A 15,240-nucleotide genomic window follows, 5' to 3' on the forward strand; every position below is an offset into this window, starting at 1 on the left:
GCATGGCCATCGCGCTCAGGAGATCCCCATGCGGCTGACCACGAACACGAGTGGCAGGCGGCGAGCCGAGCTCACGGGCACGCGACGTTGCACCGTATCCGCGCGAGCTCGATGCAGCTCTCGTCCCAGCTGTTCATGCAGCAAAAGGGGTCTCCCTCGAGCTCGTCGCACACATTCCGGACGCAGCTGTTGCACGACGCGTCCAGCGCATCGCCCGCCTCGCAGAGGTCGTGTGCGCACCCGCAGGCCCGCCCACAGGCGGCGGCGAGCCCGTCGACGCAGTGGGCGTCCCACGCGCTCATGCAGCACGCGGGGTCCTCGGCGCACAGCGCGGTGACGCACGGGTCGCAGCCGTCGAGGAGCGGGGCCCCCTGCTCGCACAGGTCGTGGCCGCAGTCGTCCGGCGGGCATGCGCCGCAGTCGGAGGCGCACGCCTGGCAGTTCTCCCGCAGGGGCTCGCACGTGCCGTCGCCGCAGACCGGCGGGCACTCGCCGCAGTCGCCGGCGCACGATGCGCACGTCTCCGGCGCCTCGCAGCGCGCGTCCCCGCAGGCTGGCGCGCATCCCTCGCAGTCGCCGGGGCAGCTCTCGCACGTCTCGCCCTCGTCGCACCGCGCGTCGCCGCACACCGCCGCGCCGCCCGAGCTGCTCGACGCCGCGCCGCCGGCACCGCCGGCTGCCTCGGCACCGCCGGCTGCTCCGGCACCGCCGGCACCGCCGGCTGCCCCGGCACCGCCGGTTCCGCCGGCTGCCCCGGCACCGCCAGCACCGCCGGCTGCCCCGGCACCGCCGGCTGCTCCGGCACCACCGGCACCACCGGCTGCCCCGGCACCGCCGGCTGCCCCGGCACCGCCGGCACCGCCGGCACCGCCGGCTGCCCCGGCACCGCCGGTTCCCCCGTGCCCGCCCTGGCCTCCCGCGCCGCCGCCGCCGCTCGAGGCGCTGCTCGGTGCGGCGCTGTCGTCCCCGCAGCCGGCGGTCGTCAGGATCGATGTCAGGGCGAGCAGGGCGCACACGCGGAGAGTGCCGTTCATCAGGGGAGCCTCGTCATGGTGAGTTGGGAGCTGCTTTTGCGACCCTCCGGCCGCCGAGCGCGTCCGGCGTCGTGAGGGCGTGAGCCAAGCGTCGCACGCGACGCCGCCTGTCAGAAGAGCCCCACGGAGAAATGGAGGGCCCCGTCGAGCTCGTCGAGCTCTTCGCGCGGATTCAGGTTGAAGCCGTAGTCGAAGGCGAGGGGGCCGATGGGGGTGTTCACCCGCAGGCCGGCGCCGAGCCCGTAGCGGAGCCGCCGCGGGTCGAGGTTCACGTTCCTCGCCCGGATCCAGAGGTTGCCCGCGTCGAGGAACAGGCCGAGCTGGAGCAGATCGGTCAGCGGAACGCGCAGCTCGACGCGCGGGTTCACCATCACCGTTCCGCCGCGCGGGATATCGTCGGTGGAGACCTGGGCCTCCGGAGCGTCCGGGTCCGACGCCTTCAGCGCCTCCCTCGCCTCCTCGAGCCCGTCCTCGGGGTACAGCGACTCGGCCAGATGGGAACGGAGCGAGTCGACGCCGCCGAGGAAGAACAGGCGGTCAGGGTAAGTCCCGCTCTCGGCGACGAGCGGCTGGATGTACCCTCCGGACAGGCTCAGCGCGAGGGTGAGCCTCGACCGGTTCGCGAGGGGGATATAGCCCGATACGCGGCCCGTGAACCGCAGGAAGTGGCTCTCGGGGAAGCTCGACTGGGTCCTCGCCGAGTCGAACGCGTCGAACGCGTCGACGTGCTCGACGCCGCCGGAGAGGAGGAAGCCCCGGGTCGCGGCGAAGGGGGTGTCCCGCGTGTCCCAGGACGCGTCGATCCGCTGCGCCAGGGCGATCGTGCGGCCCTCGGGCATGCGCAGCTGGTCGAGGACCTTCTGCTTGTCGTCGCCGACGGCGCCCGGGAAGAAGCCGACGTCGTTCAGCTCGGTCGACACGGCGAGCTGCGTCGTGACGGCGCGCCGCGGGCGGTAGGTGATCGCGGGGATGAGCGCCTGCTTCGTGAAGCCGAAATCCAGCTGGTTGTCGCGCACGTCGATGCCCGCCAGGGACAGGCTGACGAGCGGGCCGAGGCCGATCTCCGGGAGCGTGATCGAGACCGTGTTGCGGCGCTCCAGCTGATCGGAGCCATTGAGCTCCTCGTAGTGGCGGCGCGCCGCGGGGTCCACGATCATGAACTCGAACAGGTAGCTGAGCTGGACGCGCATCGTGAGGCCGATGGCCAGGCCGCCGATGTTGCGGTGCCCGTACTCGAAGGCGAAGCGGGCGCCCTCGCCGGTCGAGAACCCGATCTGCGGGTTGAGGTACTGCGGCAGCTGCTCGACCACATGGATGATGACCCGCTTGTTCTTCTGCGGGACGTCCGGGTCCTCCAGCGAGATGGACACGCTGGAGAAGGGGCCGAGCGTCGCGATGCGCTCCTCGCTCAGGCGGGCCTGCGACTGCCGGAACGGCGCCCCCTCGCGGAGCAGGACGCGGCGGAGGATCAGCTGCTCGTCGGTCCGGACGGCGCCCTTGACGACGATGCCGGTGACCGTCACCCGATCCCGCTCCGACACGATGAACCGCGCGCGGGCGCGCGTGCGGTCGGGCGAGGGCTCGATGGCCGTGCGGACCTCGGCGAACGCGTAGCCGAGGTCGCGGTAGGCATCGAGGATGCGCAGCCGCGCGGCGTCGAGGGCGAGCGTCGAGAGGGGCTCTCCGACCTTCAGGTCCGCGACCCGGCTGAGCCAGCGCTCGCTGAACGGGCTCTCCTCGGCGCAGAAGCTCCGGTCCCGCTCGGTCAGGCCGCCCTGGCCGCAGAAGCCCTTGTTCCCCTCGAAGGCGAGATCGTAGAGCCGGGTCTGCGGGCCGGGATGGACCGGGATGCGGAGCGTCACCTCGGGGGCGCACGTGATGTGCCGCGCCGGGTCGGGCCGGCAGGTCAGGGCGGCGGGGACGGGCGGCTCGGGGACGGGGAGGCCCAGCGCGTCGGTGCGGCACTGGGCCGTGACGCGCTCGGTGACCGGCTCGGGGACGCAGGCGCCCGGCGTCGAGCGGCGCGAGCAGGTGGCGCGGAGCACGGAGACCGGACCGACGACGGCGTTCAGGTAACCCTTGCTGAAGTAGAGGTCGCGCAGGTGCTTGAGGGCGCGCTCGTAGGTCTCCTGCTCGTACGTCATCGCCGGGATGAGCTCGACCGGGCGGGCCCGGCCGCCGGCGCCGCGGGTCGGGCCGAACAGGTCCGGGATGCCGCGCGGGTCGGGCATCGAGAAGGCGTCGGCGCCGGGCAGGTCCTCCTCGAGGAAGCTCTCGATCTCGCGGCCGAGGTCGTCCGGGCTGAGGTCGCCGGTGAGGCAGGGGAAGACGCGCTTCGTGACGCGCACCTGCTCGTGCTCGCGGACGGTGAAGGTCAGGTACCGGACCGGATCCTCCGGCTTGCCGCCGAGCGACGGGGTCACCTTGGCGTCGAGGAAGCCGCGGGCGACGTAGAACGCGGTGAGCCGGTCGGCGAGATCGTCCGGCTTCGTCTCGGTGGTCTCGCCGAGGTCGAGCGCGGCCTCGAGGGCGTCGCTGTCGAAGGCGCGGTTGCCGTCGAAGGCGGGGACGATGCGCGCGCCGGGATCGAGGTAGACGTAGAGGTAATTGTTCGGGCCGACCGCGAGCACGCGGTGGGAGACCTCGGCGTCGTGAAAGCCGCTCCGGCGGAGGAGCTCGGCCATCTCGCGGTCGGCCTCGGCGAGGGCGGGCTCGTCGACGCGGGCGCCGACGCCGAGGCGGTAGCTCTCCCTGAGCGAGCCGAGCTCCCGGTCCGCGCGCGGGTCGACGACGAACACGCGCTGGGCGACGACGCGCGGGGCGCCGGCCTCGACGTTGAGGGAGAGGACGACCTGCGACGGCTCGTCGGTGTCGACCGCGCGGACCGTGACCGCGGTCGCGGGGTAGCCGTGCTGCGCGTAGAACGCGCGGATGCGGGGGTCGATCTCGGCGAGCGCCGCGGCGGTGATCTCGCCGCCCTCGGCGATGCCGGCGGCCTCGAGGGTGCCCTGGCGATCGAGCGCGCCGCCCGTGATCTGGACGGTCGCGATGCGCCGGCGCGGGACGACGACGATCCGGAGCGCGGCGCCGTCCGGCAGCAGGTAGGCCTCGGCCGACGCGCGGGCGAAGTTGCCGGAGGCGAGCAGCTCGCGCATCGCGCGGCGAGCGGCGTCGGGGCTGAGCGGCTCGCCGAGCTCGACGCTGGTGACCGGCGACGCGTTCTGCCAGCGGTCGCCCTGCGCGGCGACATCGATGCGGACGATCGGCTTGCCGACGAGCTCTCCGAGGGCGAGCGGCTGCTGGAGCGACGGCACGTCGGCGCCCTCGGCGCCGGCTTCAGCCTGAACCTGGTTCGCCTGGGCCGGGCGCGCGGGCCCCTGGTCGGCGCGCGCGGGGACGGCGAGCGCGCCGAGCGGCAAAAGGCCGAGCAACAGGGGAATGAGGGCGGAGCGGAGGCGAGCCATCAGGTGCGGAGCGCCGGGGGACGAAAACGAAATGAACCGGCGCCGGCGTGCACGAAGACCGCAGCGTAGCCCGGTTGGACGGCGGTTGGGCAAGAGGCCTCCCGCGCGGCGACGCCGCCCGCGCGCCCTGCATCGCCGCAGCGCGACCGCCCGCATCCGCGCGTCGCCGCGCCCGCGCCCCGTTCGCGCACCAACACGAACGGCGCCGGCTCCAGCGCCCGGGAGGCCCGGGGCCCGGTCGGATCGACGCCTCGACGCGCCGATGTGCGAGACGCGGGGCTCTCGGCGGGCGGACCTCGTGCTAGCGTCGCCGCCCGTGCGAGGCACCGGATGAAGGATCTGGCGATGTTGGTCGGCGCCGTTGCGCACGACCTCAAGGTCGTGACGCTGTGGGAGAGCCTGCGCGAGCACTTTCGCGAGCATGGAATCGTGATTGATTTCGCGCTATTCTCTACGTACGAGCGCCAGGTGGAGTCGCTGGTCCGCGGGCACATCGACGTCGCCTGGGACAGCGCCATTTCGCACGTGCGGGTCAAGCGGCAGACCGAGGGCCGGTCCCGTTCGCTGGCGATGCGCGAGATCGACCGCGACTTCCACAGCAAGCTCCTCGTCCGCCGCGACGCCGCGGTCGGGGCGCTCAGCGACCTCGAGGGCAAGGTGCTCGCGGTGGGGAGCGCCGACTCCGCGCACGCGCGCATCCTGCCGCTCCACTTCCTCCGGCAGGCGGGGGTGGCCGTGGACAGGATCCAGCTCATGCCGTTCGAGGTGGACCTCGGCAAGCACGGGGACACCGCGACGAGCGAGGTCCAGGCGCTCGCGGCGCTGCACGAGGGCAAGGCGCAGGCGGCGGCGGTCGGCGACGCGGTGTGGCTGGCCGAGCAGGCGAGCGGCCGCATCGATCTCCGCCGGGTCGACGTCCTCTGGACGACGCCGGCCTACGACTTCGCGATGTTCGACGCGCTGCCGGCGCTGCCCGAGGCGAAGGCCGAGGCGTTCCAGCGCGCGCTGCTCAGCATGACCTGGAAGAACCCGAAGCACCGGCGCATCTTCGAGCTCATGGGCCACAGGCAGTGGGTGGCCGGCCGCGACGACCGGTACGGCGCGCTCGACGCGGCCACCGCGGCCACCGCGGCGCTCGCCGCCGCCTCCTGACGGCGATTGTCCGCGCGCGTCACTCGAACTCGAGCCGCCACCGGAGATCGGCGCCCACGTTGCCGAGCGGCGAGCTCGCGGCGTCGTTCGCGTTGTCGTAGGACCCCTGGATGCTCATGCGGTCGCTGAGCTTCACCTCGACGCCCGCGCGCACCTGGCTGCCCTGCGAGAGCCCCGTCGTGACGTTGGCGCGCACCGCGTCCGTGATGCGCTTGCCCAGGGTCACCGTCGGCTCCGGGGCGCCGTTCTTCGACGAGTAGCCGGTGCCGAAGCGGAACTCGTCGATGATGGGGACGATGTTCTTCACCGCCTTGTCCGCGCCCGTCAGCGACGAGAGCGCCTCGAGGCCCATGGTCTCGCCGAGCGACGACACGACGCCCTGGTTGAGCTCGGCGCGCGTCATCCCGAGCGTCAGGAGCAGGACGATGTCCTCCTGGCTGAGCGGCGGATCGCTCGTCAGGTTGAGCTGCAGGTTGTCGGCGTCGCCCTGGGCGTGCAGCCTGATGCGCCAGTGCCCGCCGGCGTTCGCGCCGGCGCCGATGCCCGTGGGCGCCGCCGCCTCCGCGCCGGCCGACGGGTCCGCCGCGGCGCTGCTGCTCATGGCCGTGTAGCGGCGGTACTCGCTCTCGGCGCGCACGTCGACCTTGGGGGCGATGCGGAACGGATCCTCGAAGCGGACGTAGCCCTCCCGGACGTTGAACTCGGTGCTCCGCAGCATGAGCTTCGATTCGGGCAGGATGCGCAGCGACCCGCGCGCGCCGAAGCGCTGGTTCGTGCCCGACAGCTCGAGCCCCGTCGGCGAGACCTCGAGCCGCATGTCCGCGAGATCGTTCGAGAAATGGAGCGGATTCGGCGAGAGGACCGTGACGCGGAACCGGACCGCGTCGGCCGCGGGGTTGTAGGTCTGCACCGTCGTCCGCTGCCGGCCCGTCAGGTCGCCGAGGTCGACGCTCATCAGGATCGGGCGCGTGTAGTTGAACGACGTGAGCGTGATCTTGCCCTCGACCTCCGGGAGGTTCCTCTCGCCCGACGCGTCGTCCTCGACGCCGGGCTGGAAGCGCGCCACGAGGTTGGCGTTCGCGGTGAGGTTCACCCCGTCCGCGACCGGCAGCTTCACGCCGGTCGCCACGATCGAGGCCGTCGCCATGCCGAGGTTCAGGCCGCGCACCGGCATGTGCCCGGCCGCGCTCACCGTGCCCGTGCCGACCCGCGCGGTCGCCCGCGTGAGGCGCACGACATCGTCGCCGATCGCGATCTCCACGTCGATGTCGTCGAGCGACACAGGCAGCCCCACGACGTCGAGCTCCCCCTCCTTGAGCGTCGCCGAGCCCGTGTAGCGCGGCGCCTGGAGCGGACCGCTCACGTGGACCTCGGCCTGCACCGTGCCCCGCGCGTGCCGGATCTGCGGGATGTCGGCGCTGAGCCGCGACAGGTTCGTCGGGCTGACCCGGATCGCGATGTCGAGGTCGGGCGCGGTGAACACCCGCTCGACCTCGCCGGACGCGGTGAACGCGGCGGACAGGCGCGAGGCGGTGTGCGCCTCGAGGCGGAGCTCCGGCACCCGGAGCGCGTTCTCCGCGAGGCGGATCGGCCCGGTCGGGGCCGTGAGGTGGAGCCCCTGGCCCTCCCGCTCCAGCTTGAACGCGCCGACCGTGAGCGTGAGCGCCGCCTGCTTCGGGTCCGCGAGCGGGAGCCGCTCGACGTCGAGCGTCGCGGTCAGCGTGCCCTTCGGCGTCGCCGCCGAGAACGCGACGCCCGGGATCAGGTTCGCGAGCGTGCCGAGGTCGAGCGCGTCCATGCGCACCTTGCCGTCCACGATCTTGCGCTGCTGGCGCGTGACGCGGAGCCCCTCCAGCGCCACCTGCCCGCCGAAGAGCGAGCCGTTCGCGATGAACGCGCCGTCGGGGAGGTCGCGCTCGAACTCCACCGGGTCGAACGGCGCGCCCTGGGGGTTGCCGCAGATCGGCGTCCTGCCGAGGATCCTGGGCGCCCTCTCGGTGGGCACGATCGTGAGCTCGACGCGCGAGGGGGGCAGGCTCGCGTGCGTGCGGCGGATGCCGACGCGCGAGACGTGGACGTCCGCGAACCCGGCCATCCGGCTCACGGTGCCGCCCAGGCTGGCGACGAGCGACACCGACCCGTCGAACAGCGAGCCCGCCGGCCCGAGCGCGTCGATCCGCGTGAGCGGCAGGCCGCTCGCGATGACGCTCCCCTTGAGCGCGCCGCCGTGCGCCACGGATACGCTCGCCAGCACCGAGCCCGTGCCCTTGCGCAGCGACGCCGAGCGGACGTCGAGCCGCATCCCGTCGCCGCCGGCGGCCTGGTCGTCCCAGATCAGGTTGAGGTCGACCTCGCCCTCGTCGAAGCGCTCCTCGAGGAGCTCGACGCCGCTGAGGCGCATCCCGGCGCTCACGGCGAGGTAGCCGCCCCCGCAGCGGTCCTCGGGGCCGCCGAGCGCGAAGTGGGCCCGCGCCGTCCCGCTCGCGGTCGCCTTGTAGCCGGCGTACCGCGGATCCTTCTCGAGGCGGAGCATCTCGAGGAGGTCGCGCGCGGCCAGGTGCGGCGCCTCGCGCGTGTCCACGGTCGCGTCCACGACCACGATCCCCGACGCGCTGTCGAGCGGGCGGCCCTTCGGCAGGTTGCCCGCCGGGTCGAAGTCGATCTTGATCGAGGGGACCCGGACGCGGCTCGCCCCGTGCCGGACGCGCGCGCTCTCGAGCGTCACGGCGAGCGGCTCGAACGCGACCGGCGAGGGCTCGAGGTCGCCGATGGGGAACCCGGCGAACACGAACTTCTCGATGCCGACCTCGCCCTTGAGCTTCGGGTGCCCGTAGGGGCCGTGCATCGAGGCCTTCAGCGTGGCGACGCCGGCGAGATCGAGCGCGGCGAGCGGCGAGACATCGGCGAGGTCCACCTGTGAGCCCGGGTGGATCTCGACCCCGAGCTGGTCGTTGAAGCCGAGCGAGACGGTGGCCCGGAGGTGCGAGCCCGGCGTGTCGACCGAGAAGCCGGAGAGCACGACGGCGTTCGGCCGCACCTGGAACGAGCCGCGGACGGTGCCCTCCTTGACGCCCATCAGGCGCTGGCGGGCCGGGTCCGTCGTCGGGCGATCGAAGATGTCGAAGCCGTGCGTCTGCACGGCGAGCGGCCCCTCGAGGGAGAGCGGGGAGAGCGTGCCGCCGAAGCGATCGAACCGGCCCTCGCGCAGCGTCCAGGCGACGTGCGCCTGGGGGTGCACGCCGAGGTCGCGCAGGAGGCCGGGCAGCTGGATGCCGGCGAGGTCGACCGGCCCCACCTGGAGCGGGATGCCCTTCTCGAACGGCTTGATCTCCGCGCTGGAGATCTTGAGCGTGCCGTCGGCCCAGGCGATGGCGGTGTCGGAGAGCTGCACGGCGTCGGGGGTCGTCGCGAGCTTGCTCGAGAGGCGCGTCACGAAGACCCTGCCGTCGAGGCCCGGCTGGTCGATCGCGAGGGTCCCCTTCACCCGGGGGAGCGCGAGGCCGAGCGGCGCGGACGCCGCGTCGTACTCGGCGTCGACGTCGAGCGCGAGCGAGCCGGACGAGGGCGGCAGGCTCACGAAGCGGTGCACGATCGGGACCGGCAGGCGCGCCCGCACGCGGCCCTCGATCCGGTGGGGCATGCCGCCGCCGAGGCCCACGGCGCGGAGGGCGCCGAGCTCGAGCTCCACCCGGCGCCAGTCGCCTTCCTGGAGCGCGCAGGGCGGCGCGGTGCCGGGATCCGGATCGAAGTCGGCGGCGCCCTCCAGGATGAGCCGGCGGACGAGCGCGCGGCCCGGCTCGACGCGGATGCGCGTGTCGAAGCGGCAGACGACGTCCTCGTCGACGCTGTCCTCCTCGGCCTCGCGGCCGGGCGCGGCGTGCGTGTGGACGACCGAGACGAGGCCGGAGCGCAACGCGATCTCGAACGCGTCGGACGGCTCGGCGGAGACGTCGAGGTCGACCTCGCGGGCCTGGATGCGGAGGTTGTCGATCGTCAGGTCGACCTGCGCGTCGGTGATGGCCACCGAGGAGAGCGGCGCGCGGTCGAGCACGCTCTCGTCGCTGCTGCTCCTGGTGCGGGGGAGGTTGAGGTTGCGGAGCTCCCCGTCCTTCATGACGGCGCGGACGCGCGGGCCGACGATCTCGACGTCGCCGGCGTCGATGCGCCCCGCGATCAGCGAGAACAGGCGCGGGCGGATCGCCACGCGCTCGAGCTCGAGGAACGGCGCGCCGCCGTCCGAGGAGTCGACGACGAGGCGGTTCAGGCCGACCATCAGGGGCCAGGCCTGGACGCGCACGTCGTAGCGGGCGGTGATGCCGAGCTCGCTCTGGAGCAGCGCGGCCGTCTCGACCGCCGCCCAGGCCCGCACGGCCTGGGTCCGCACGAGGAAGCCGACGGCGAGCGGGATCGCCCCGATCACCGCGAACACGACGCACAGCACGCGCACGGCGAGGCGCCCCCAGTCCCTCCGGGCTCGCGGCGGGGAGCCCTTTCTCCTCGTGCCGTGCATCGGGGCGCAGCTTAGCTGAAGCGCGGTCGAACGCTTACGTGGGCGGGGTGATCCTGTACGCGGAAAAGATTGGCGCGTGGTCGCTCGCGTCCTCGATCCACGGCCCGTGCGGGATGTGGACCGAGCCCGGGTCGAGCATCCGCCGGAGCAACGGATTGACCATCTGGTGGTCGATGAGCTCTAGCTGTCCGTGAAAGTCGTACGTCCACTGATCCGCGGGCGGCGCCGCGGTCGCGACGTCCTTGAACGCGGCCCGGCCGGAGCCGGCGATGGCCTCGACCGGGGGCGAGTCGGGCAGGTCGTTGAAGTCGCCGAGCACGATGATCACGGCGGTGGGGTGCGCTGCGGCGAGCGCGTCGGCGATGGCACGGACGCGCTGCGCCTCGGCGAGGCGCCGGTCGGGGTCGTCGGGCGCTGCCTTCGATTTGAAGTGGACCCCCAGCAGGATCACCTGGCGGCCGCCCCGGGTGAGGTGGAGCTCGAGGCAGTCGCGCGCGAACGTGTAGACGGGCCCGTGCGTCCCGCGCAGCGTGAAGCGATCGTCCCGGTGCGACACGACCTTGTCGAACGGGATCTTCGAGAGCGCGCCGACGTCGATGCCGCGCGGGTCGTACGCCTCGACGAGCGCGGCGTGGGGGTACGCGCCGCCGAGCTCGATGCGGTTCAGGTCCTCGAGGACGTCGAGGTGCTCGACCTCCTGGAGCACCGCGACGTCGGGGTCGAGGTCCGCGAGCACCGCCGCGATCGCCTCGCGCTTCTCGCGGTAGCGCGCGGTGCTGAGCACGATCTCCTTTGTGCCTCCCGTGTCTTCCTTGTCGTTGAAGAAATCCTTTGTGTTCCAGGTGACGACCGTGAGCGGCGCGGCCTCCGCCGGCGGGTCGCCCGGACCGGCGGCGGCTCCCGAGCCGCCCGCGCCCTGGCCGTCGGAGCCGCCCGCGCCCGCGGCCCCGCCGCCGTTCGATGTGGCGACGGCGAACGGCGAGCGGAGCTCCGCAGCATCCCGGCAGCCGGCGGCGGCCGTCGTCGCCAGCGCGGCCGCTGCGGCGACCGCGCTGAGCCATGCACGCCATGCGCCGAGGGGGCTCCGGACCATAGGAGAGAAAGAGCTACTGCGGGCACCCGCGTCGCGCCAGACCGGAAACGTGCTCTGAGGGTGGAACGCCGCGGGCGCAGCGCGCTGCGTTGCGTCAGCTCGCGGTGAGCTTGCGGTAGCGGAGCTTGCGGGGCTCGGCGGCGTCGGCGCCGAGGCGGCGCTTCAGGTCGGCCTCGTAGTCGGCGTAGTTGCCCTCGAACCAGACGACCTTGCTGTCGCCCTCGAAGGCGAGGATGTGGGTCGCGATCCGGTCGAGGAACCAGCGATCGTGGCTGATGACCACGGCGCAGCCGGCGAAGCTGAGGAGCGCGTCCTCGAGCGAGCGGAGGGTGTCGACGTCGAGGTCGTTCGTGGGCTCGTCGAGCAGGAGGACGTTGCCGCCGCGGCGGAGGAGCTTGGCGAGGTGGAGGCGGTTGCGCTCGCCGCCGGACAGGTCGCGGACCTTCTTCTGCTGGTCGCTGCCGGCGAAGTTGAAGCTGGAGACGTAGGCGCGCGAGTTGACCTCGCGCTTGCCGACGATCAGCCGGTCCTCGCCGCCGGAGATCTCCTGCCAGACGTTGTTGTTCGGGTTGAGGGCGTCGCGCGACTGGTCGACGTACGCGAGCTCGACGGTCTCGCCGATCCGGAGCGCGCCGCTGTCGGGCTGCTCCTGGCCCATGATCATGCGGAAGAGGGTGGTCTTGCCGGCGCCGTTCGGTCCGATGATGCCGACGATGCCGCCGCGCGGGAGCGAGAAGGTGAGGTCGTCGATGAGGACGCGGTCGCCGTAGCCCTTGCGGAGGTGGTCGGCCTCGACGACCACGTTCCCGAGGCGATTGCCGGCGGGGATGTGGATCTCGTTCTCCTCGACCTTCTTCGACCTGTCCTCGGCGAGGAGCGACTCGTAGGCGGCGAGGCGGGCCTTGCTCTTGGCCTGGCGGGCGCGCGGGGCCATGCGCACCCACTCGAGCTCGCGCTCGAGGGTGCGCTTGCGCGAGCTCTCCTGCTTCTGCTCCAGCTCGAGGCGCTTCTTCTTCTGCTCGAGCCAGCCCGTGTAGTTGCCCTCGTACGGGATGCCGGCGCCGCGGTCGAGCTCGAGGATCCAGCCGGCGACGTTGTCGAGGAAGTAGCGGTCGTGGGTGACGGCGACGACGGTGCCCGGGTAGTCGTGGAGGAAGCGCTCGAGCCAGGCGACGCTCTCGGCGTCGAGGTGGTTTGTCGGCTCGTCGAGGAGCAGGATGTCCGGCTTCTCGAGGAGGAGCCTGCAGAGGGCGACGCGCCGGCGCTCGCCGCCGGAGAGCTTCGTGACGTCGGCGTCGGGGGGGGGGAGGCGGAGGGCGTCCATGGCGCGCTCGACGACGCGGTCGATCTCCCAGCCGCCCGCGGCCTCGATCTTGTCCTGGAGCGTGGCGTACTCCTCGAGGAGCGCCTCCATGTCGGGGGGCGACTCGCCGAGCAGGGTGCCGATCTCCTCGAAGCGCTGGACGAGGGAGCGGACGTCGTGCACGGCCATCTCGACGTGCTCGAGGACGGTCTTGCCCGCCTCGAGCTGCGGCTCCTGGGCGAGGTAGCCGATGCGGACGCCGTCGGCGGGCCTGGCCTCGCCGAGGTAGTCCTTGTCGACGCCCGCCATGATGCGGAGCAGGGTGCTCTTGCCGGCGCCGTTCGAGCCGAGGACGCCGATCTTCGCGCCCGGGTAGAAGGAGAGCCACAGGCCCTTCAGCACCTCCTTGTTCGGGGGGTGCACCTTCCGGACATCCTGCATCGTGAAGATGAATTGAGGAGCCACGTCTTCGCCTGCCTGGGGTGCCGGCGCGTCGCGTGGCGCCGCTCGGCCTTCGAGCGGGCGCGGCGCTGGCCGGGCTGGGGGAGAGGCCGTATGCGAGATCGCCGGCTGACGGTCAAGGGGGCCTCGAGGCGGGCGTCCGAGCCGGAGAAGGCGGTCGGAGAAGGCGGGTGGACGCTGCCGGGCGGCGAGCGCGGGCGTGGCGCGGCGCTGGCGCCGCCTGGGCCTAGGCCCGGCGCGCGCCGCGCCCGAACGCCTGCCGCAGGGCGGCGAGATCGTCCCGGCCGACCTCGCGCGTGACGACGAGGAGGGCGATGTACACGAGGCCGACGAGGACGGCCTCGCCGAGCACGGCGACCTTGCCGAGCCACGGCAGGCGCGTGCCGACGGCGATCGCGGCGGCGAGGGCGACGCCCACGCGGAGCACCGTCAGCGCGGGGACGAAGCCGCCGGCGACGCGGTGGAGCAGGACGCCGGCGACGACGGCGGAGGTGGCGAGCGCGAGCGAGGTGGCGGTCGCGGAGCTCACGAGCATGTCGGGGCCGAAGGGGGCGCGGGGGACGGCGACGGAGCAGCCGACGGCGACGAGGAGGACCGTGGCGGCGGTGAGCGCGGCCGCGATGCGCTCCCTGCGGAGGCTCGTGAGCGCGGCCGAGGCGACGCCGAGGATGGCGAAGGCGCCCATGCCGAGCGAGAGGACGCGGAGCGTGTCGCCGCCGCGGCTGTAGATCTCGACGGGGAAGGCGAAGCGCAGCACGTGCGGCGCGAGGCCCGAGATGGGGCCGCAGAGGAGGCCGGTGAGCAGGAACGAGAGGCGGACGCCGGTCATCGTGTAGCGGCGGACGGCGGCGCGGTCGCCCTCGGCGCGGGCGCGGGCGAGCATCGGGAAGAGGATGAAGGAGACGGAGAGGAGCAGCTGGTACGGGAGGAACGCGAAGAGCTGCGCGCCGCGGTAGACGCCGATGAGGTCGTCGGCGGCCCTTGCGCCGAGCGCGAGGTGGTTCGTGGCCTGGCCGAGGAAGCGGCGCAGGAGGAAGAAGTCGGTCTGGAGCAGGAAGTTCAGGAAGGTCTGCGAGACGGCGAGCGGCAGGAGGAAGACGAGGTGCTCGCGGATCGAGGGGCCGGCGTTGCCGCGGCGTCCGAGGCCGGTCTTGAGGGTCGCGAGGGGGACGATGATGGCGGCGGCGGCGACGAAGCCGGCGATGGCGCCGAGGACGCCGCTCTGGCCGGCGCGGAGGAAGAGGAGGGCGCCGGCGGCGATGCTCGCGGTGCGGAGCGCGCCGTAGCCGACGTCGAAGGCGGCCTGGGTGAGGAAGCGTCGCTGGCCGTTGAGCGCGCCGACGAGCGGGGCGTAGAGGCCGTAGAGGAGGACGACGCCGGCGGCGAGGCGCAGCGGGCCGGCGACGTGCGGGGCCTCGGAGAAGTCGGCGATGGCGCCGGCGAGGAGCGCGAACGAGGCGGAGACGGCGATGGCGAGGACGGCGTGCAGGGCGAGCGTGCGGCGGAAGGCCTCGGCGGCGTCGCGGTCGGCGACGCTGGAGACGGCGCGCGAGACGCCCTGGATGCCGGTCGCGACGATGACGTTGTTGACCACGCCGACCCCGGCCAGGACGATGGAGACCTCGCCGTAGCCGTCGGTGCCGAGCAGCCGGGGAAGGATGAGCTGCTGGACGAAGCCGAAGACGATGAAGGAGACCTTGGCGCCCGCGATGGCGAGGCCGCCGCGGCCGGCGGAGCGGGCGGCGGAGGGGGAGGGGGCGGCAGGGGACGGAGAGGGGGCGGCGGAGGGCGGAGAGGGGGCGGCCTGCGCGGGGTCCGGGGGAGCCTGCGAGAGGTCGGGGGCTTGGGGCGGCGGCGGGGAGGGCACGGCGGCGCGCGGCACGGCGGCGTTGTCGCAGAAGCACGCCAGGCGGGCAATCTCGCCGGGGCGCCGGGACGCACGCGGGGGACGGGCGGGGCGGGGGGGAAGACCGGGCGAGCTCACATGCGCGTCACCAAAGCGATGCGGCGTGCGGATTCGCTTGACGGGAAGGTCCGGCTGACTATTCTCGCGCCGTCTCCGACGCATTCCAGCTTAGCTCAGTTGGTAGAGCAGGCGGCTGTTAACCGCCGGGTCGCTGGTTCGAGTCCAGCAGCTGGAGCCATTCATGCGGGGTCGCGGAAACGCGACCCCGCAATTTTTAACAGCGGCCTCGAAGAGCGATCTCCGGGGCCGTTGTCTT

General features: G+C 73.1%; 7 protein-coding genes and 1 tRNA gene. 2 read left to right on the plus strand and 6 right to left on the minus strand.

Annotated features, from left to right (window positions below; genetic code table 11):
• Positions 1 to 71: 71 nt before the first annotated feature.
• Together WMF17_RS06540 and WMF17_RS06545 are read right to left on the minus strand one after the other, a co-directional pair.
• Entirely contained in the window at positions 72 to 1,034 is a 963-nt protein-coding gene (locus WMF17_RS06540; protein WP_437648690.1) for a hypothetical protein, read from the minus strand.
• 110 nt (positions 1,035 to 1,144) lie between these two features.
• Entirely contained in the window at positions 1,145 to 4,498 is a 3,354-nt protein-coding gene (locus tag WMF17_RS06545; RefSeq protein ID WP_437648691.1) for a POTRA domain-containing protein, read from the minus strand.
• A gap of 345 nt (positions 4,499 to 4,843) precedes the next feature.
• On the opposite strand from WMF17_RS06545, the gene WMF17_RS06550 reads away from it, so the two are divergent.
• Positions 4,844 to 5,650: a phosphate/phosphite/phosphonate ABC transporter substrate-binding protein gene (locus WMF17_RS06550; RefSeq protein WP_437648692.1), complete on the plus strand. Its 807-nt coding sequence runs from the start codon at positions 4,844 to 4,846 to the stop codon at positions 5,648 to 5,650.
• 19 nt (positions 5,651 to 5,669) lie between these two features.
• On the opposite strand, the gene WMF17_RS06555 is transcribed toward WMF17_RS06550, so the two are convergent.
• The 4 genes from WMF17_RS06555 to WMF17_RS06570 form a co-directional block, all read right to left on the minus strand.
• Positions 5,670 to 10,160 (minus strand): translocation/assembly module TamB domain-containing protein, encoded by a 4,491-nt coding sequence (locus WMF17_RS06555; RefSeq protein ID WP_437648693.1) that lies wholly within the window; start codon positions 10,158 to 10,160, stop codon positions 5,670 to 5,672.
• Positions 10,161 to 10,194: 34 nt separating this feature from the next.
• Positions 10,195 to 11,253 carry an endonuclease/exonuclease/phosphatase family protein gene (locus WMF17_RS06560; RefSeq protein WP_437648694.1) on the minus strand — a complete coding sequence of 353 codons (1,059 nt, stop codon included), beginning with the start codon at positions 11,251 to 11,253 and terminating at the stop codon, positions 10,195 to 10,197.
• A 94-nt stretch (positions 11,254 to 11,347) separates the two neighbouring features.
• Positions 11,348 to 13,021 (minus strand): energy-dependent translational throttle protein EttA, encoded by a 1,674-nt coding sequence (ettA, locus tag WMF17_RS06565; RefSeq protein ID WP_437601095.1) that lies wholly within the window; start codon positions 13,019 to 13,021, stop codon positions 11,348 to 11,350.
• A 223-nt stretch (positions 13,022 to 13,244) separates the two neighbouring features.
• Complete coding sequence (locus WMF17_RS06570) at positions 13,245 to 14,900, minus strand: lipopolysaccharide biosynthesis protein (protein ID WP_437648695.1); 1,656 nt, start codon at positions 14,898 to 14,900, stop codon at positions 13,245 to 13,247.
• 186 nt (positions 14,901 to 15,086) lie between these two features.
• Between WMF17_RS06570 and WMF17_RS06575 the strand changes: the two genes are divergently transcribed.
• Positions 15,087 to 15,162 (plus strand) — tRNA-Asn (locus tag WMF17_RS06575).
• Positions 15,163 to 15,240 lie beyond the last annotated feature (78 nt).

Origin of the sequence: Sorangium sp. So ce362 (assembly GCF_051519845.1) — a bacterium.
Lineage (GTDB): Bacteria > Myxococcota_A > Polyangia > Polyangiales > Polyangiaceae > Sorangium.

What these genes read in the sequence shown, in the direction of transcription:
- WMF17_RS06540 (WP_437648690.1), bottom strand. Translation starts at nt 1,034, where the DNA reads ATGAACGGCACTCTCCGCGTGTGCGCCCTGCTCGCCCTGACATCGATC.
- WMF17_RS06545 (WP_437648691.1), bottom strand. Translation starts at nt 4,498, where the DNA reads ATGGCTCGCCTCCGCTCCGCCCTCATTCCCCTGTTGCTCGGCCTTTTG.
- WMF17_RS06550 (WP_437648692.1), top strand. Translation starts at nt 4,844, where the DNA reads ATGTTGGTCGGCGCCGTTGCGCACGACCTCAAGGTCGTGACGCTGTGG.
- WMF17_RS06555 (WP_437648693.1), bottom strand. Translation starts at nt 10,160, where the DNA reads ATGCACGGCACGAGGAGAAAGGGCTCCCCGCCGCGAGCCCGGAGGGAC.
- WMF17_RS06560 (WP_437648694.1), bottom strand. Translation starts at nt 11,253, where the DNA reads ATGGTCCGGAGCCCCCTCGGCGCATGGCGTGCATGGCTCAGCGCGGTC.